Origin of the sequence: Frankia sp. AiPa1, assembly GCF_023243075.1 — a bacterium.
Lineage (GTDB): Bacteria > Actinomycetota > Actinomycetes > Frankiales > Frankiaceae > Frankia.
This window is the reverse complement of sequence record NZ_JALKFZ020000188.1, coordinates 30,726-48,768: the sequence shown is the minus strand read 5'-3', so window position 1 is coordinate 48,768 and position 18,043 is coordinate 30,726. Positions and strand designations below refer to the sequence as shown.

Annotated in this window: 15 protein-coding genes; 11 read left to right on the top strand and 4 right to left on the bottom strand. The window is 71.1% G+C overall.

Going from position 1 to position 18,043, the window contains the following annotated elements:
* The first annotated feature begins 153 nt into the window (after positions 1–153).
* The gene (locus tag MXD95_RS26200; protein WP_250643408.1) at positions 154–1,878 is read left to right on the top strand and encodes an N-acyl-D-amino-acid deacylase family protein; all 1,725 of its coding nucleotides are present in this window, start codon (positions 154–156) and stop codon (positions 1,876–1,878) included.
* A 29-nt stretch (positions 1,879–1,907) separates the two neighbouring features.
* Positions 1,908–3,137 (top strand): amidohydrolase family protein, encoded by a 1,230-nt coding sequence (locus MXD95_RS26195; protein WP_250643407.1) that lies wholly within the window; start codon positions 1,908–1,910, stop codon positions 3,135–3,137.
* Here the strand turns inward: MXD95_RS26195 and MXD95_RS26190 are convergent.
* Positions 3,121–3,924: an SDR family NAD(P)-dependent oxidoreductase gene (locus MXD95_RS26190; RefSeq protein WP_250643406.1), complete on the bottom strand. Its 804-nt coding sequence runs from the start codon at positions 3,922–3,924 to the stop codon at positions 3,121–3,123. The genes MXD95_RS26195 and MXD95_RS26190 overlap by 17 nt on opposite strands.
* Positions 3,925–3,934: 10 nt before the next feature.
* Complete coding sequence (locus MXD95_RS26185; RefSeq protein ID WP_250643405.1) at positions 3,935–4,792, bottom strand: mycofactocin-coupled SDR family oxidoreductase; 858 nt, start codon at positions 4,790–4,792, stop codon at positions 3,935–3,937.
* Between the two features lie 580 nt (positions 4,793–5,372).
* Here MXD95_RS26185 and MXD95_RS26180 point away from each other — a divergent pair.
* A complete protein-coding gene (locus MXD95_RS26180; RefSeq protein WP_250643404.1) occupies positions 5,373–6,236 on the top strand; it encodes a PaaI family thioesterase in 864 nt (287 codons plus the stop codon).
* A gap of 96 nt (positions 6,237–6,332) precedes the next feature.
* Positions 6,333–7,652 carry a DUF427 domain-containing protein gene (locus MXD95_RS26175; RefSeq protein WP_250643403.1) on the top strand — a complete coding sequence of 440 codons (1,320 nt, stop codon included), beginning with the start codon at positions 6,333–6,335 and terminating at the stop codon, positions 7,650–7,652.
* 104 nt (positions 7,653–7,756) lie between these two features.
* On the opposite strand, the gene MXD95_RS26170 is transcribed toward MXD95_RS26175, so the two are convergent.
* Together MXD95_RS26170 and MXD95_RS26165 are read right to left on the bottom strand one after the other, a co-directional pair.
* A complete protein-coding gene (locus tag MXD95_RS26170) occupies positions 7,757–9,430 on the bottom strand; it encodes a class I adenylate-forming enzyme family protein (protein WP_250643402.1) in 1,674 nt (557 codons plus the stop codon).
* 2 nt (positions 9,431–9,432) lie between these two features.
* The gene (locus tag MXD95_RS26165) at positions 9,433–10,221 is read right to left on the bottom strand and encodes an enoyl-CoA hydratase/isomerase family protein (RefSeq protein WP_250643401.1); all 789 of its coding nucleotides are present in this window, start codon (positions 10,219–10,221) and stop codon (positions 9,433–9,435) included.
* Positions 10,222–10,290: 69 nt separating this feature from the next.
* Between MXD95_RS26165 and MXD95_RS26160 the strand changes: the two genes are divergently transcribed.
* The 7 genes from MXD95_RS26160 (at position 10,291) to MXD95_RS26130 (ending at position 17,905) form a co-directional block, all read left to right on the top strand.
* Complete coding sequence (locus MXD95_RS26160) at positions 10,291–11,448, top strand: acyl-CoA dehydrogenase family protein (RefSeq protein ID WP_250643400.1); 1,158 nt, start codon at positions 10,291–10,293, stop codon at positions 11,446–11,448.
* Positions 11,449–11,456: 8 nt separating this feature from the next.
* Positions 11,457–12,422: an acyl-CoA dehydrogenase family protein gene (locus tag MXD95_RS26155; RefSeq protein WP_250643399.1), complete on the top strand. Its 966-nt coding sequence runs from the start codon at positions 11,457–11,459 to the stop codon at positions 12,420–12,422.
* Between the two features lie 66 nt (positions 12,423–12,488).
* Entirely contained in the window at positions 12,489–13,667 is a 1,179-nt protein-coding gene (locus MXD95_RS26150; protein WP_250643398.1) for an amidohydrolase family protein, read from the top strand.
* 114 nt (positions 13,668–13,781) lie between these two features.
* Positions 13,782–15,284 (top strand): class I adenylate-forming enzyme family protein, encoded by a 1,503-nt coding sequence (locus MXD95_RS26145; protein WP_250643397.1) that lies wholly within the window; start codon positions 13,782–13,784, stop codon positions 15,282–15,284.
* A 111-nt stretch (positions 15,285–15,395) separates the two neighbouring features.
* Entirely contained in the window at positions 15,396–16,184 is a 789-nt protein-coding gene (locus MXD95_RS26140; protein ID WP_250643435.1) for an enoyl-CoA hydratase, read from the top strand.
* Between the two features lie 74 nt (positions 16,185–16,258).
* Complete coding sequence (locus MXD95_RS26135; RefSeq protein ID WP_250643396.1) at positions 16,259–16,714, top strand: Zn-ribbon domain-containing OB-fold protein; 456 nt, start codon at positions 16,259–16,261, stop codon at positions 16,712–16,714.
* A 45-nt stretch (positions 16,715–16,759) separates the two neighbouring features.
* Positions 16,760–17,905, top strand: a complete 1,146-nt coding sequence (locus MXD95_RS26130) for a thiolase family protein (RefSeq protein WP_250643395.1) — start codon at positions 16,760–16,762, stop codon at positions 17,903–17,905.
* Positions 17,906–18,043: the final 138 nt, after the last annotated feature.

The following is an 18,043-nucleotide window of genomic DNA, read 5'->3' as shown; positions in this document are numbered from 1 at the left end:
TGCGGCTGTTTTCGCCTGCCCGTGGACAGTTTCCGGCGGCCGCGGGGCCGACGCGGTCAGGTTCTTCCGGGTACTTGACGGCCTAATTCTACGGAGTCAGTATCTGGAAAATCTCCTGGACCGAGGTCCCGGCAGCCTGAGGAGGACCGTGCAATGGCGACCTATGATCTGGTCATCAAGGGTGGAACGGTGATCGACGGGTTACAGACCCCGCGGTACCGGGCGGATATCGCGATCGCTGGTGGAAAGATTGTCCAGATTGGCAGGGTGCGCGCCTCCGATGCCAGGGAGGTGGTCGACGCGGCGGGCCGGGTCGTCGCCCCTGGCGTCGTGGACCTGCACACCCACTACGACAGCCAGCTGTTCTGGGACCCGTGGTGCACGATGTCGGGCTGGCACGGCGTGACCAGCGTCGTCATCGGCAACTGCGGGTTCGGGTTCGCCCCCTGCAAGCCCGCGGATCGCGAGCGGGCGATGCTGAGCCTCTCGCGCAACGAGGCCGTCCCGATGGAGACGATGCGCGAGGGCATGCCCTGGGACTGGGAGACCTTCCCTGAGTTCCTCGACAGCGTCGAGCGCACGCCCAAGGGCGTGAACGTCATGTCGTTCGTGCCGCTCGCCCCGCTGTACGGCTACGTCGTCGGCCTGGACGAGGCCAAGGTCCGGGCGGTGACCGAGGAGGAGCTCGCGCTCATGTGCAAGCTCCTGATCGAGGCGATGGAGATCGGTGGCTGCGGGCTGTCCGCGCAGATCCTCGGCGATGTCGCCAACGTGCAGCTCGACTACGACGGCACCCCGATGGTGACCGACCTGATGAGCGAGCGTGATCTGCGCGCGTTCAGCCGGGCCCTCGGTGCCCTGGGCCGCGGGGTGGCGCAGGTCACCTCTCCGCTGGAGACCGCCGCGTTCATGGCGCGCGAGAGCGGCCGCCCGGTCATCTGGAACGCCCTGCTCGCCGACGGCGCGCTCAACCAGCACGGCGGCCAGCAGCTGTCGCACCGCGACGCGATGGCCCGCCTCGCCGAACTCAACGAGCTCGAGGGCGTGCGGGTCTTCGCCCAGGCGCTGACCACGAACTTCGCCTCCGAGTTCACCTTCGAGGAGTACAACCTCGCCGACTCGATCCCGTGCTGGCGGGAGGCGCTGGTGGGCACGATCGCCGAGAAGCAGGTCAAGCTCGCCGACCCGAAGCGGCGGGCCGCGATGAAGGAGGTGCACACCGAGCGCAAGGGCCTGTTCGGCGCCGGCTATGTGCTCACCGACATCAAGTGCCACTGGATCTCCAGCGACGTCCCGAACGCCCGCGCGCTCAAGGACACCTACGAGGGCTACACCGTCGGTGAGATCGCCGCCCGGGAGGGCAAACACCCCATCGACGCGATGCTCGACCTCGCCGTCGCCGGTGACCTGCGGGTCGGGTTCGCCACCCCGCTGCTGGAGACGCCGCCGCAGGCCATGAAGGAGATCGCCAACGCTCCGGTGGCGCTGCCGGGAGTCAGCGACGGCGGCGCGCACACGAAGTTCGTCACCACCGCCCGGTACCCGAGCGAACTGCTCGGCCTGTGGGTACGCGAGCACGAGATCATGTCCCTGGAGCAGGCGCACTGGCGACTTTCCGCCTACCCGGCGCAGGCCGCCGGCCTTAAGGGGCGTGGCTTCCTCGCCGAAGGCGCCCCCGCCGATGTCATCGTGTATGACCCGGATACCGTCGACAGCCTTCCCGCCGAGCGGGTCTGGGATTATCCCGCGGGTGAGTGGAGACTCATCCAGAAAGCGACCGGCTATGACCGGATCATCGTCAACGGTGCCTCGACCTTTGTCGACGGTCAATGCACGCAGGCCACTCCCGGTCGTCTACTCCGCCACGGCACCGCCTGATTCCCCCTCGGCCGGACAGACAGCAAAGGATGTTCGACATGGACGAGGCTGCCGCTTTAGGCTCCATCTTCGACGCCGACAACCACTACTGGGAGTCGTCTGACGCCTTCACCCGACACCGCGACCCGGCTTTTCTTGATCGCGGGCTCCGGGTCGTCGAGCGTGACGGCGAGATCCGTTATTTCATCGGCGAGCAGGCACATCCCATTCTTCCCGGCCCGGGAGACGCCCATCCGCGCCCCCGCCCCGGAGCGCTCTATGACTACTTCGGCGGGCGCGGCGACAAGGGTTCGGTCGGGGCGGAACTGGCCTGCGAGGCCCCGGCGGAGCACCCCGACTGGTTCCAGCGCGATGCTCGGCTCGCCCGGATGGACGAGCAGGGTCTGGACGCGGTCTGGATGTTCCCGTCGCACGCGGTCTGCGTGGAGGGACCGATGCAGCCGGACCTCGAGGCATCCCTCGAGGTGCTGCGGGCGTTCAACCGCTGGCTGGAGGAGGACTGGGGCTTCGCCTACCAGAATCGGATCTTCGGTGTTCCGTTCCTGAGCCTGTCCGACCTCGACCGTGCGGTCGCCGAGCTCGAGTGGTGCCTCGAGCATGGCGCCCGGGTGATCAGCATCCGCAACGGTCCGGTCTTCACCCCCGAGGGGCTCCGGTCACCGGCCGACCCGCGGTTCGACCCGTTCTGGGCCCGGATCCAGGAGGCTGGTCTCGTCGTCGCCCCGCACGCCGGGTTCGACGACGGCTACCGGGAGGTCGAAGCCGCCGTCGCCCGGGCCTGGGGCTGTCGCGGGGCCAACCGCGGCGGCGACACGAACGCGATCACCCTGCACGAACCGTTCGTCACCATGCTGATGAAACACCGGCTCGTGCACGACTTCGCCGGCGCCCTGGTCGCCCACGGTCTGTTCGAGCGGTTCGACCGGCTGCGGATCGCGTTCATCGAGAACGGCGGCACCTGGGTCGGCCCGCTGCTGCACGGTCTGCGGATACTGGCCAGCCAGAACCCCGGGATGTTCGCCCGTTCACCGGTGGACCAGTTCGTCGAACACTGCTGGGTCGCCCCGTTCGTCGAGGACGACGTGGCCGAGCTCGCCGTGCACCTGCCGGCCGAGCGGATCCTGTTCGGCTCCGACTGGCCGCACGCCGAGGGGCTCGCCGAACCGAAGGACTTCCTCGGCGGGCTCGGCACCTTCTCGCCGCACGACCAGCGACGCATCATGCACGACAACGCCCGCGAGCTCACCCTGCCGAGCTGACCCGCCTGTCGGGCCGGGTGAGCACGACGCCGGCGGTCTGGCCGCCGTCGATGGCGATCTCGGCGCCGACGATGAAGGCGGAACTGTCGGAAAGCAGGAACACGACGAGCTCCGCGATGTCGGCGGGCAGGCCAGCGCGGCCCAGGGGCGTGGCGGCCAGCCGCTTCTCGGCCTCCGGGTCGCCGTCCCCGATGACCATCGGGGTCAGCACCGGGCCGGGGAGCACCGCGTTCACCCGGATGCCGTGCGGGGCGAGTTCGAGTGCCGCGACCTTCGTCAGGCCGCGCAGCGCCCACTTCGACGACGCGTAGGCGCCGTGCAGGGTCCACGCGGTGGCGGCCGCCGTCGACACGGTGTTCACGATCGCGCCGGCCCCCGCGGCGCGCAGGTGCGGGACGACCGCCCGCAGGCCGAGGAACGGCCCCAGACAGTTGACCCGCCACACCTGCTCGAAATCGGCGGCGGTCTCCCGCTCCAGCGACTCACGGCGTAGTACGCCGGCATTGTTCACCAGGCCGTCCAGGCGTCCGAAACGGTCCAGACCCGCCCGGACGGCCCGCGCCCAGGAGTCCGCATCGGTGACGTCGAGATGCACGGTGTGCACGGCGTCATGGGGCAGCAGGCCCGGGCCGGTGCCGGTGAGCTCGTGCACCGACCCGAGCACGTCCGCGGCGACCACCTGCCCGCCGGCCGCCACCACCCGCTCGCTGATCGCCCGGCCCTGACCGCGGGCCGCGCCGGTGACGAGGACGACGCGGCCGGTCAGATCGACGCCGGAGACGGTCATGCCGTGGTGGTCAGAGGCCCGGCGCCGCGTCGGTCTTGAGCATGCCGCCGGCGTCGACGCGGAAGTTCTGCCCGGTGATGTACTTCGAGTCGTCGGAGACGAGGAACAGCACCAGGTCGCTGACGTCGCTCGGCTCGATGTACGGGATCGGCATCGCCTGCAGTGCGGGGAAGGCGATCTCGGCGTCCTCGCGGGTGGGGTTCTCCAGGTCGGGCCGGAAGGCCTTGTAGATCTCCTGGTTCTGCAGCAGGTGGGTGTTGGTGTTGGTCGGGTGGACGGCGTTGAGCCGCACGCTGTGCGGGGCGAGCTGCAGGGCGAAGGTCTCGGTGTACTGGAAGATCGTCCGCTTGGCCCAGGCGTACCCCACGCCACCGGTGTTTCCGAGGACCTCGGTGGTGCCCTTCATCAGCCCGGCGGTGGAACCGGTGAGGACGATCGAGGCACCCGCCTTCAGATGCGGCAGGCTGACCGCCACGGTGTTCAGCACGCCGATCAGGTCGACGTCGGTGCCGTCGACGAACCCGCCGGCGAGGGTGAGGTCCTTCCACGGGCAGATGCCGGCGTTGGCGAGGACGAAGTCGAGCCGGCCGAAGCGCTCGAGACCCTGGTCGAGGGCGGCCTTGAGCTGCGAGCGCTCGCGGACGTCCGCCTTCACCGCCACGATGCCGCGGCCGAGCGCCTCGACCTCCTTGACGGTCTGGGCGAGGTCCTCCGGCGTGGCCAGGGGGTAGGGGACGCTCTCGATCTGCTCGAGGAGATCGACCGCGATGATGTCGGCGCCCTCCGACGCGAGGCGCACCGCGTGGCTGCGGCCCTGACCGCGCGCGGCCCCGGTGATGAACGCGACCCTGCCGTCAAGCTTGCCCATGGGGAACCTTCCCGTTCGTCTGTCCGGCGCACGTGGGCCGGTGAGTCCGTCTGCTCGCCAGCGGGCGGCCTGGCCGGTCGCCCAGAGGTGCCGGCCAGGCCGCGTCCGCCCAAGTGCCCGGTCCGCTGACCCCGGTGGGGACACCGCGACACCCGGTCGCGGGCCGCCCCGGTACGGGCGGCACTCCCCGGCTGCGAGCGCTCCGGGCGGTTCGTCCTGGTCGGATGATGTTGCCGGCGACCGCCGCCATCAGACCGCAATGGGTCGTTCGATGTCAATGTCGATATCGATGTTGCGTTGTCATCGATCGTCCGTCGCGGCCGGATGGTGCCGTCCTGACCCATGGTGCGACGTCTCGGGTCCACGCGCGCGGGATCGCCCGGCTCCCGGACGGCCTCCGGGCCCCGCCAGCCGGCCGCCGGCCGCTGCGCGGTCCCACAAACACGACATTGTGTGCACGGTCGACCTTAGAGTCAGAACGGGTCCGGACCCGTCGCGTCGTGATGGCGGGTACCGGGGTGCGACGAGAGGGCAGTGGGATGGCAGGCAGGGATCGCGGGCAGTGGCGCGGGGTGGCGCGGTGACGTCGACCGCGCAAGGGGCGTCCGGTGAGAACGTGGCGCCGGTGGACGCGGTGGACGCGGTGGTGCCGCGGACGTCGACGAGCGGATCCGGCTCCGGGCCGGCCGAGCGGTACGTCATCGGCGAGCTGGACCTCAGCGTCGAGGAGGTCGGCGCCGAGCTGCACGGCACGATGCCGGCCGTTCCCGAGCTCGCCGTGCCGGGTACCCCGTGGCTGCGGACGTCGGCGCTGGCCTGTCTCGCCGACGTGGTTCTCGGCCTGCTCGCCGTGCGCGGGATCGAGCCGCGGATCCCGGTCACGCTCTCCCTTGACGTGCACCTGTTCCGGGAGATTCCGGTGGGCGCAACCGTCCGCGGCGTCGGCCGGGCGGTCAAGTCGGGGCAGACGGTGGCGGTGTCCGCGATCGACTTCCTCGACGAGGACGGCCGGCTGCTCGGCGTGGGTGGCTCGGTGTTCGTCCCGGCGCCCGACCCGACCCTGCGGATGCCCGGACTGCGCTGGGCGCTGGACTCGCTGAGGCGGCGCTACGGACCGCTGCCGGAGCCCTTCGCCGACCGGTTGCGCTGCGAGCAGACCGAGCCGGGGACGGCCTCGATGCCCTTGCGGCCCGAGGTGTCCAACGCGGCGGGGACGCTCAACGGCGGTCTCGTCCCGGTGATCATCGAGGAGGCGGTGCGGTCGCTGACGCCGGGCGCGACCCTCTCCTCGCTCGGGATGCAGTACCTGCGCCCGGTGCGCCGCGGTCCCGCCGTCGCGCGGGCCACCTCGCACGGTGAGGTCGGCACGGTCCAGGTCCATGACTCGGCGACGGACGCCCTCGCCATCGTCGCGACGACCCGGATCTTCCCGGCGCCGCGCTGAGATCCACCGGCAGGTGCCCGCGGCGAGTATCCCGCGGGCGTACGGCCCATCAGAAGGCGCCACCCAGGTGCCGGCAGAGACGCGGAGAGGCAGATCATGACAGTCCCCGAGCAGACAGCCGCCGAGCGGCCGGTCACGGTCGTCCGCTCGCCGTACCGAGCCCGTGCCTGGTGGGGCGAGCAGTTGGTCGCCGAGTCGACCGAGGCGGTGCGCGTCCAGGAACCGGGCCAGGCCGCGGAACTCCACTTCCCGCGTGGCGACGTCCGTTTCGATCTGTTCACGCCCGCGGGAGAGCTGGCCGCGAGTGCGATCAAGGGTGGTGGGCGGACGTGGTCGATCGAGGGGAAGGTCCCGCCGGCGATCACCGGATGGGGTCAGGCTGTGACGCCTGGCGAGGTCGTTGACGGCCAGGACGTGCTGTGGAGTTACACCGAGCCGGCCGCCGGCCTGGAGTGGCTCGCGGAGTTCGCCGCGTTCGACCACAACCGGGTGCGCGTCGAGCTCGTGGACGGCGTGGACGGCGACGATCCGCGGGACGTCACCGTGAAGCAGTTCCCCACCTGGGGCGACGCGAAGGACCTGATCGACATTCTGGACGTGCGGCCGGACGGCGACCGCCGCTACGTCAGCACCTTCCTGGCCAGCCCCGGCCGGCCCGTCGTGGAGGCCAGCCAGATGCTCGGCCAGGCGATCGTCGCCGCGAGCCGGCATGCCCCGGGCCGTCGCGTCGTCTCGGCGCACATGGCGTTCTACCGGATCGCGGACGCCCGCGAGCCGCTGGCGGTGGAGCTCGAGGAGCTCAACAACGGCCGCACCTTCACCACCGTCACCGCGCACATCAGCCAGGGCGGCAAGCGCCGTGCGTCCGGCACCCTGCTGCTCGACACGACCGGCGCGGACGTCTTCCGGCACGACGCGCCGGCACCGCCGGCCCCGGGACCCTACGAGTCCGAGCCGTACGACATGACGGTCACCGGCCGGGACCTGCGCATCCCCGCCGGGGAGTACGACGACGATCCGGCGGCACCGGTCGGCCCGCCGACCATCGACACCTGGATCCGCTTCCGGGACGTGCCGGCCGACCAGCCACTGCACGCGGCGCTGCTCGCCCAGTTCACCGGGCACCTCTCGATCGCGGCGGCGATGCGTCCGCACGCCGGCGTCGGCCAGTGGCAGGCGCATCGGACCCTGTCGACCGGCATCAACGCGATCGGCCTGTCGCTGCACGCCGACATCCGCGCCGACCAGTGGTTGCGCTACCACCACCTCTCCACCGTCGCGAGCGGCGGGATGACCCACAGTGAATGCCGGGTGTACACCGAGGGCGGCGCGCTGGTCGCGTCCTTCACCGTGGACGCCATGGTCCGGCCGATGCCAAACCGTCCCGGAACCAGCGATCACCGGACGGCGATGTAGCCGAACGGTCCGAGGCAGCGGGCAGCCACACCAGGGTGGCAACCAGGGTGGCACCCCGCCGCCGGCGGCGGCTGCGCTCCCGCCGGCGGCCGGGTGCCGCGCTATCAGCGCAAGCGGTCGGCGAGGTCGCTGTCCATCGCCGGAGCGTCCATCACGAGCCGCGAGCGGATGATCTTTCCGGATGCGGTGCGGGGCAGCGGGCCCTTCCACCGCACGAGCTGCTCGGGCAGCTTGCGCTTGGCGATGCCGCCGGCCAGCAGGTGGTCGATCGCGTCCTGCAGGGTCACGGAAGCGCCGTCACCGGCCGCGACCGCGACCGCGAGGCGTTCGCCGGTGACCGGGTCCGGCAGTCCGAACGCGGCGTGCTCGACCGAGCCCGGCAGGCCGACCAGTGCCTCGTCGAGCTCGGACAGCGAGATCTTCAGCCCGTTGCGGTTGACGATTTCCCTGAGCCGCCCGACGACGGTCAGCCGGCCGCCGGAGAAGTCGACCTGGTCGCCGCTGCGGTACCAGCCGTCCTCGAAGACACCCGCGTCGTCGGCCGGGTCGAGGTAGCCGAGGAACAGGTTCGGTCCGCGCAGCAGCCCCTCCTGCGGATGCGCCGAGGAGCCGACCCGCACCTCGCCGCCGCGCACGGGGACGCCGTCGTCGGCCAGCCGCCGTTCCCGCGGGTCGTCGTACAGGCTGCCGGAGAACGTTGGTGCCTCGGACGAGCCGTACATCCGGACGATCTCGATGCCGTACCGGTCGGTGGCCAGCTCCAGCAGGGGCCGGGGCAGCATCGACCCGCCGAGGGCGAGCCGCCGAAGCCGCACCGGCACGTCCGGACCGGCGGCGGCCGCGGCGGTGAGCAGCCGCTCGGGGATCACCGGCGCGCCGCCGAGCAGGGTCGGGGACTCGGCGTTGATCCGCGCCAGCGTCTGGACGGCGTCGAAGCGGTCCTCGAGCAGGAGCGTGCCATGCCGGTCGGCCGCGAGCTGGAGCTGCATGAGCCCGGTGATGCTGGTCAGCGGGCTGACGAGGAAGGTCGCCACCGGGTCGTCGCCGACGGAGCGCTCCAGGTTGAACAGGCCCGCGGTCAACGTGTTGAGCGAGTGGACGACCCCCTTGGGACGTCCGGTCGTGCCCGAACTGAACATGATGATCGCGGCCCGGTCGCGGTCGGGCTCGACCCAGGCGACGGGCGGCGCCGACGGGTCCGGCGCGGCAGCGAACCGCTCCAGCGAGAGCACCCGGCCCTCGGCCGGCGCCAGCGCCTCGGCGAGCCGTTCGGCCTCGCCGTCGGGCACGATGAGCCACGGCTCGCCCGGCAGCGCCTCGACCGCGAAGCGCACGTCCGCCACGCCGCTGCGCCGGTCGAGGCCGACCACCGTGGCACCGGCGCGCAGCAGGGCCTGGTAGGCGATCACGCCGTGGCGGGTGTTGCCGGCGATGAGAATCGTGGCGTCGCCCGGTCGGACCCCGCGTCCGACCAGGGTGGACACCCCGGCGGACACGGCGGCGGCGAGCTGTGCGTTGGTCAGCCGCGCCTCGTTGTCGACGACGGCCGGCGCGTCGGGACGGCTCGCCGCGGCGGCCTCGATCCCGTCGGCGAGGCGGCGCTCGTCCCACAGGCCCTCGGCCCGGTAGCGCTCGCCGAGCTCCGCCCGCACTCCGGCCAGTCGCGGGTAGCCCGCGCCGCCGCCCACCGGACCACCGCCCGCGCCGCCCACCGGACCACCGCCCGCGCCGGTCGCCCCGTCCCCGCTGGTCGGCTCGTTCGCGTTCCCGTCCGCCACAGTCAGGCAGCTCCTGTTCTGTTCAGCATCCGCGCCAGGTTCTGCTGGAACGCCGGCTCGTCGAACGACGCCGTCTCGCTGGCCAGACCCCCGGACAGCCATGACGCCACGGCCTCGCGCAGGCCACTGTTGATGAGCGCCTTCGTCCCCACGACCGCCTGCGGGGGCAGATCCGCGATGCGGCTGGCGAGCTCGAGCGCGGTACTGACCGCCTCGCCGCGGGGCACGACCCGGTTGACCAGCCCCAGCCGCAGCGCCTCCTGGGCGGGAATCCGGTCCCCGAGCAGGATGTACTCCTTCGCCCGCTGCAGGCTGATCAGCAGCGGCCAGACCAGGGCGCCGCCGTCGGCGGCGGTCAGGCCCAGCAGGACGTGCGGGTCGGCGAGGAAGGCCTGCTCCTCGATCACCACCAGGTCGCTCATCGCGGCAAGGCTGCAGCCCAGGCCCACGGCCGGCCCGTTCACGGCCGCGATGATCGGCACCCGCACCGCGATCATGCTCCGCACGATCGCCGCGGCCTCCGCCATGATCCGGCTCCGCAGCTCGGAGTCGCCGACCATGCGGTCGAGCAGGGTGAGATCGCCGCCGGCCGAGAACGCCTTGCCGGCGCCGGTGAGCACGACGGCACGCACCCCGTCGGCGGCGTCGATCGCCGGAAACACCTCGGCGAGGGCGCCGTGCAGGCCCTCGTCCGAGGCGTTGAGCGTCGCGGGTCGGTTGAGTGTCACGATCCGCACCGGGCCCCGGTCCTCGATGAGTACCGGGCTTCCCGTGTCCTCGCGCTCGACCACGTCACTCCCTCAGTCTGCCCGCGACCTTCAACGTTGCTTCGAGGTTCGCAGGTTCCTATATTGACGTCAATGTTGCATATAACTGGGAGCAGTGAAAGCGGTCCGCTTCGTGACGACGCGTGCGCGTACGCCGTTGCCTTCGAGGAGTGGCTGGCCACCCGGCCGGCCGCACTGGAGGCTGCGGCGCACCCGATCGCCTCGTACGAGCAGCGGGTGGCCGCGACGTCCGCGCTCATGCGTGTCCTGTACGACGAGGGCTGGGCCCGCTACGGGTGGCCCGAGCAGCTGGGCGGGTTGGGCGGTGACATCGTCCACCGTGCGGTCATGTGGGAGGCCCTGGCGCGGCACGGCCTGCTCTCGATGGCCGTCTACGAGCATCTCGAAGTCCTCGCGCCCACGCTCGCGGCGCTGGGCAACCCGGCGCTGATGGCGCGGCTGCTGCCCCGGTTCCTGTCCGGCACCGAGACCTGGTCGCAGGGCTTCTCCGAGCCTGACGCGGGCTCCGACCTCGCCAGCGCCCGCACCCGCGCCGTCGCGCGCGACGGCGGGTGGGCCATCACCGGTCGCAAGATCTGGACGAGCTGGTCGCGGTACGCCACCTGGTGCCTGGTCCTGGCCCGGACCGGGACGACCGAGTCGCGCCACCGGGGGTTGACCGCCTTCGTCGTGGACCTGCGCCACCCGGGCGTCGAGGTCCGGCCGATCGTGCAGGCCAACGGCACCGACGAGCTGGCCGAGGTGACCTTCGACGAGGTGCCGGTCGACGCGGAACGTCTGGTCGGCGAGATCGGCGGCGGCTGGCGGGTGGCCATGCACATCCTCGCGCACGAGCGTGGCACCTATGGGTGGTTCCGGCACAACTTTCTCCAGCGCGAGGTGCTTGACAATCTCTCGCTGGGCGCTCCCGAGGGCGATACCCTTCTCGGGAACGCGTTGCTCGATCTCGCCGCGATCCGCAGCAGCAGTTTCGCGGGGGTCCGCGCGCACGCCGCGGATTCGGTCCTCGGGCCCCGGGCCGCGTTCGTCAAGCTGATGCTCGCCGCCAGCGAGCAGGCGGTGAACGACTGGGTGCTCGCCAGCGATCCGGACCTCGCCGTGGGTGTGCAGGACGACCACGTGGCGGTGAACCGGCAGGAATACCTGTTCTCGCGCATCGTCACCGTCTACGGAGGCTCGCAGCAGATGCAGCTGGACACCATCGCCAAGCAGATCCTGCGGCTGCCATGACGTCGGTCGTGGCGTCGTCGGACCGCGAGTTCCTCGACGCGGCCGGTGCCGTACTGCGCTCGACCGCTCCCGGCGAGGATCCCCTCGAGGCGCTCGGCTGGTGGGACCTGCTCTCGGAGCTCACCGACCACGACGCCCGCTCCGCGGCGCTGGCGCTGTTTCGCGCCCAGGGCCGGGAGCTCGCGGACTCGGTCGCGCTCGGCGCCCTGATCGCCCAGCCCTACCTCGCCGTGACCGGGCACGAGCCCGGCCAGCTCGTCGCCGCGATCGCTCGCCGTTCCCGCCGCGGCGAGCGTCTCGTCGTGGTCGGGGACGTCACCGACCGCACGCTGCTCGTCGACCGGCCCGGGCGAGGAGCGGCCGTCGTGGCCGCGTCGAAGGTCGAGCTCGTCCGGGTGGCGGTGCCCGGCCGCCTGGCACTGCACGAGGTTCGGGTGGACGACGCCGAGCTCGCCCCGGTGGCCACCGAGGATGAGGCGGTCGCCGCCCGGGCACGCGGGCTGTTCCTGGGCCGGGTGGCGGCGGGGCTGGAGATCCTCGGCGCGGCGGAGGGGACGTTGACCCTCGCGGTGGCGCACGCCGGCGCCCGCGAGCAGTTCGGCCGGCCGATCGGCGCCTTCCAGGCGGTCCGTCACCTGCTGGCCTGGGCGCAGACCGACTGCGTGGCGCTGGAGAGCGTCGTGACGACGGCGGTGAGACTTGACGACGCGGCGCCGCCGCGATACAGCGAGATCGCCAAGGCGCTGGCGGGCCGCAACGGCCGCCGGGTCTGTGAGCGGTCCATGCAGGTACTGGGCGCCATCGGGTTCACCGAGGAGCACGACCACCATCACTTCCACAGCCGGGTCCTGGCGCTGGACGCGCTGCTCGGCACGTCGGCGGAGCTCACCCACGCCCTCGGCGCGTGGTGCCGCGAGACCCGCACCGACCCCGCGACCCCCGTGACCGCGCTGCTGGCCTCGGCCGGCGCGTGATGGCGTCCGTCGGCCCGACACCCAGACCATCTCGCGGGTAGACCCCGCCAGTACGAGAGGACCGCCATGTCGTCGAGTGCGTCACCGTACCCGATCTTCGACGCCGATAATCACATGTACGAGACCGAGGAGGCGTTCACCAAGTTCCTGCCCGAGCGCTTCCGTGGCGCGGTGCGCTACGTCCAGGTCGACGGCCGCACCAAGATCGCCATCAAGGGTCAGATCAGCGAGTACATCCCGAACCCGACCTTCGAGGTCGTCGCCCGTCCCGGCGCGCAGGAGGACTACTTCCGCCGCGGCAACCCGGAGGGCAAGTCCTACCGGGAGATCATCGGTAAGCCGATGCGGTCGATCCCGGCGTTCCGGGAGCCGGAGTCCCGGCTGAAGCTGCTCGACGAGCAGGGTGTCGAGCGCACGCTGATGTTCCCGACGCTCGCGAGCCTGCTCGAGGAGCGGATGCGCGAGGATCCGGTCCTCACGCACGCGGTCATCCACGCGCTCAACGAGTGGATGCACGAGACCTGGTCGTTCAACTACCAGAACCGGATCTACGCCACGCCGGTGATCACCCTGCCGATCGTCGAGAAGGCGATCGAGGAGCTCGCCTGGGTGGTGGAGCGCGGCGCCCGCGCGATCCTCATCCGCCCGGCGCCGGTGCCCACCTACGGTGGCTCGCGGTCATTCGGCCTGCCGGAGTTCGACCCGTTCTGGAAGAAGGTCGTCGAGGCCGACCTGCTGGTCGCGTTCCATTCGTCGGACAGCGGCTACAACCGCTACACCGATGACTGGGAGGGCTTCAACAAGGAGTACCTGCCGTTCAAGCCGGAGGCGTTCCGGATGCTCAACCAGTGGCGGCCGATCGAGGACAGCGTCGCCTCGCTGATCTGCCACGGCACGCTCTCACGGTTCCCCGAGCTCAAGGTCGCCATCGTCGAGAACGGCGCGTCCTGGGTCGAGCCGCTGATCGGCAACCTGAAGAACGCCTACAAGAAGGGCCCGCACCTGTTCGAGGAGGAGCCGGTCTCGGTGCTCCGCCGCAACATCCACATCAGCCCCTTCTGGGAGGAGGACATGGCGAAGCTGTCCGACCTCCTCGGCGTCGACCGGGTGCTGTACGGCTCCGACTTCCCGCACCCCGAGGGCCTGGCGGAGCCGGCGAGCTTCGCCGCGGAACTGGCAAATGTCAGCGACGAGGACAAGGCCAAGATCCTCGGCGGCAACCTGGCCCGGCTCCTCCCGGTCTGACCGGCACCGTTGCCGGCTCCGGCGGCCGGCCCGCGGTACCAGGTCCCGCTACCAGGTCGCGCGAGCGGGTCCGGAACCACCGCGCGGAAATCACTTAGAATTCGGGGAGGCATCGTGGCCGATCGGCCGGTGCTTGCTTTCGAGGACCGTTCCTACGGCCGGGCCGAACTCGATGCCCTGACCGAGGGGATGGCCCGGCGGCTGGCGGGGCGTGGGGTGCGTCCCGGTGACCGGGTGGCGCTCATGTCCTCGAACCGACCGGAGTTCGTCATCGCGATCCGGGCGCTGTGGCGCCTGGGCGCGTCGGCGGTGCTGTTCAGCCCGGCATGGCGGGCCGGCGAGGTCGAGTACGCCCTGGGCCTGACCGAGCCGCGGCACGCGGTGGGCGATCACGAGGCGCTCGCCGCCGTCCTGCCGATGCTGCACCTGGACGAGCCGATCGAGCCGATCGAGCCGGTGCTCCCCGCCGGCCCGGGACCGGGCGTCGATCGCGGCGGCGCGGCGGGAGTCGGTCCCGTCGGCGCAGAGGTGTGGCCGGCGCCGCCCCCGGATGCCGAGGCACTGCTGGTGTTCAGCTCGGGAACGACGGGGCTGCCCAAGGCCGTGCGGCACACCCATGCGACCTTCGGCGCGGCGGTGGGCCAGTGGCGGCGGGCGCTGGGGATGTCCGGCGCGGACCGGATGCAGATCGCGACGCCGCCGTCGCACATCCTCGGGATCCTCAACATCATCACCGTGCTGGAATCGGGCGCGTGGATGCGCCTGCACCGCCGGTTCGACCTCGACCAGGTGCTGCGCGGCATCGAGCGCGACCGGGTGACCATCGAGATGGCGGTGGCGCCGATCGCGCTCGCGATGGCCGCGCACCCGGATCTCGAGTCGTTCGACCTGTCCTCGCTGCGGTACATCATGTGGTGCGCGACGCCGGTGACCCCCAGCGTGGCCGAGTCGGTCACGGCCCGCACCGGGGTCGGCTGGGTGACCGGCTACGGGTCGAGCGAGGTACCGGTGTTCACCTGCAGCCCCTTCGCCGCCGACGAGCTGCGCGGCTCGCCGCTGGACAGCGTCGGCAGGGTGGTCGACGGCGTCGAACTGCGGGTGGTGGATCCGGACAGCGGGGTGGTGCTGCCCGATGGTGCCATCGGGGAGATCCAGGCCCGTTCCGCGTCGGCGATGGTCGGCTACCTGCCCCCGGAGGCGACCGCGCAGGCCTTCCAGGACGACTGGTACCGCACCGGCGACATTGGCCAGGTGGACGCCGACGGCTGGGTGCGGCTGACCGACCGGCGCAAGGAGATGATCAAAGTACGGGCGTTCCAGGTCGCACCGGCCGAGGTGGAGACGGTGCTGCACAGCCATCCGGCCGTCATCGACTGCGCGGTGTTCGGCGTTGCGGATGACGCCGACGGCGAGCGGGTCGTCGCGGCCGTCGCCACCCGGGCACCGGTCGAAGCCGACGAGCTGGTCGCGCTGGTGGGCGGCCGACTCGCGTCGTACAAGCGGCCGCGACACGTCCTGTTCGTGGACGAGATCCCGCGGCTGCCCTCCGGGAAGGTGCTGCGCCGAGTCCTGCGCGCGCGCTATGAAGAAGTGGACGCGCGGGAGACCGCGCCGTGAAGCCACCGTGTGCGGGCAGACAAGACGAGCGCCTCAGGACAGCCGACCAGTCCCTCGATCGGCGCCGCCCGCTTTCTCCTGGTCAGTACCTGGTCGGCTGAGGAGCTGCAGATGTACATCCGCTACGAGGTCGCAGACAAGATCGCGACCATCACGCTCAACCGGCCCGAGGCCGCCAACGCCCAGAACGCGGAGCTGCTCGACGAGCTCGACGCGGCCTGGCGCGCGGCCGCCGAGGACGACGACGTCGCCGTGATCGTCCTGCGCGGCGAGGGGAAGCACTTCTCCGCCGGGCACGACCTGCGGGGCACGGGCGGCCCGGAGAAGATCACCCTTGAGTACATCATCCATTACGAGTCGCGCCGCTATCTCGAGTACACGCTGCGCTGGCGCAACACCCCGAAGCCGTCGATCGCCGCCGTCCAGGGCCGGTGCATCGCGGGTGGCCTGCTGCTGTGCTGGCCCTGTGACCTGATCATCGCCGCCGACGACGCCCTGTTCTCCGACCCGGTGGTCGCGATGGGCATCGGCGGCGTCGAGTACCACGGGCACACCTGGGAGCTCGGGCCGCGCAAGGCCAAGGAGATCCTGTTCACCGGCCGCGCGGTCACCGCCGAGGAGGCGGAGAAGCTCGGCATGGTCAACAAGGTCGTGCCCCGGGCCGAGCTGGACACGGCGACCCGGGAACTGGCCGCCGACATCGCGAAGATGCCGGCGTTCGGGCTGCGCCAGGCCAAGCGTGCGGTCAACCAGACCCTGGACGTGCAGGGTTTCTACGCGGCGATCCAGTCGGTGTTCGACACCCACCAGACCGGCCACGGCAACGCCCTGAGCGTCTCCGGATTCCCGATCCTGGTGGACCTCGAGCAGATGAAATCCAAGATCAGTTCGGACCGGTAGGGCGGGCAGCCGATGCCGCGACGGCCGTCGGCAATCCGGCAGTTCGGCAGCCGTCGCGGCGAGGAGAGTATGGCGTGACCCAGGTAGCGTTCGCCCCCGATGTGTTCACCTGGCCGGCAGCGGAGCCGCGGCTGCTCGGCGGGCGCTGTCCGGCGTGCCAGGCGGTGATGTTCCCGCGTAAACCGTCCTGCCCGCGCTGCGGCAACCCCGACATCGCCGAGCACCTGCTGCCGCGCCGCGGCGTGCTGGTGGCGTGGACCATCCAGGGTTTCCTGCCCAAGGCGCCCTACGCCGGCGGGGAGACCGAGGAGACGTTTCGCCCCTTCGGCGTCGGGCTCGTCCAGCTCGGCGACGAGGTGCGCGTCGAGGCGCGGCTCACCGAGGCGGACCCGGAAAAGCTCACGTTCGGCATGGAGCTGGAGCTGGTGGTGGTGCCGTTCCGCACCGACGCGGACGGCACCGAAATCATGATCCACGCATTCGCCCCGGCGTCGCCGGAGATCTCGGATCAGGCAGAGCTCGCGGAGTAGCCGAGCTCTCAGCACAGACGGCGCTCTCGGAGCAAGGAGACTGACATGTACGACGTCGCCATCGTCGGGGTGGGCATCCATCCGTTCGGTCGGTTCGGCGCGAAGTCGGCGATCGAGATGGGCGCGCAGGCGGTGCGCAGCGCCCTGGCGGATGCCGGGGCCAGCTGGCCGCAGGTGCAGTTCGCGTTCGGCGGCAGCAACGAGGTCGACAATCCGGATGCGGTGGTCAGCCTGCTCGGGCTCACCGGCATACCGTTTATGGACGTCTATAACGGCTGTGCCACCGCCGGCACCGCGCTGGAGCTGACCGCCGACGCGATCCGCTACGGCAAATACGAGCTCGGGGTCGCCGTCGGCATGGACAAACACCTGCCCGGCGCGTTCACCGCCGACCCGGAGTACTACAGCGCGCCGTCCTGGTACGGCGCGGCCGGCCAGTTCCTCACGACGAAGTTCTTCGGCATCAAGATCAATCGATACATGCACGACCACGGCATCTCGCATCAGACCCTGGCGAAGGTCGTCGCGAAGAGCCTGCGCAACGGGGTGCTCAACCCCAACGCGTTTCGCCGCAGGCCGATGGACGAGCAGAGCATCCTCGACGCGCGAATGCTGAACTACCCGTTGACCCAGTACATGTTCTGCTCACCCGACGAGGGCGCCGCCGCGGTCGTGCTCTGCCGGGCCGACCTCGCCCACCGCTACACCTCGACCCCGATCTTCCTGCGGGCCAGCGCTCTGCGTACCCGCCGCTATGGCGCGTATGAGGTGCACAGCTCATGGGCCGCCGTCGAGGAGGACAAGGCCCCGACCGTCTACGCCAGCCAGGCCGCCTACGAGATCGCCGGCATCGGCCCCGAGGACGTCGGCGTCATCCAGCTACAGGACACCGACGCCGGCGCCGAGATCATCCACATGGCCGAGAACGGCTTCTGCGCGGACGGCGAGCAGGAGAAGCTGCTCGCGGAGGGCGCCACCGAGATCGGCGGGCGGCTACCCGTCAACACCGACGGCGGCCTGATCGCCAACGGCGAGCCGATCGGCGCCTCCGGTCTGCGCCAGGTGCACGAGCTCGTCCTGCAGCTGCGCGGCCAGGCCGGCGAACGCCAGGTTCCCGGCAACCCCCGCGTCGGCTACGCCCAGCTCTACGGCGCCCCCGGCACCGCCGCCGTCTCCATCCTCACCACCTGACCCTTACCACCTGACCGCCGTGAAGGCGGAAATGTCACCGTCCGCCACCGAAAATTGGCGCGTATGAGGTGCCAAGATCCAAACAGGTCGGAATGGGGGTATTGGTGTCCGATTTGCCCCCCACGGCGACCTGTTTGG

Coding starts and splice junctions, on each gene's coding strand:
- MXD95_RS26200 (WP_250643408.1), top strand. CDS start 154: ATGGCGACCTATGATCTGGTCATCAAGGGTGGAACGGTGATCGACGGG.
- MXD95_RS26195 (WP_250643407.1), top strand. CDS start 1,908: ATGTTCGACATGGACGAGGCTGCCGCTTTAGGCTCCATCTTCGACGCC.
- MXD95_RS26190 (WP_250643406.1), bottom strand. CDS start 3,924: ATGACCGTCTCCGGCGTCGATCTGACCGGCCGCGTCGTCCTCGTCACC.
- MXD95_RS26185 (WP_250643405.1), bottom strand. CDS start 4,792: ATGGGCAAGCTTGACGGCAGGGTCGCGTTCATCACCGGGGCCGCGCGC.
- MXD95_RS26175 (WP_250643403.1), top strand. CDS start 6,333: ATGACAGTCCCCGAGCAGACAGCCGCCGAGCGGCCGGTCACGGTCGTC.
- MXD95_RS26160 (WP_250643400.1), top strand. CDS start 10,291: ATGTTGCATATAACTGGGAGCAGTGAAAGCGGTCCGCTTCGTGACGAC.
- MXD95_RS26150 (WP_250643398.1), top strand. CDS start 12,489: ATGTCGTCGAGTGCGTCACCGTACCCGATCTTCGACGCCGATAATCAC.
- MXD95_RS26140 (WP_250643435.1), top strand. CDS start 15,396: ATGTACATCCGCTACGAGGTCGCAGACAAGATCGCGACCATCACGCTC.
- MXD95_RS26130 (WP_250643395.1), top strand. CDS start 16,760: ATGTACGACGTCGCCATCGTCGGGGTGGGCATCCATCCGTTCGGTCGG.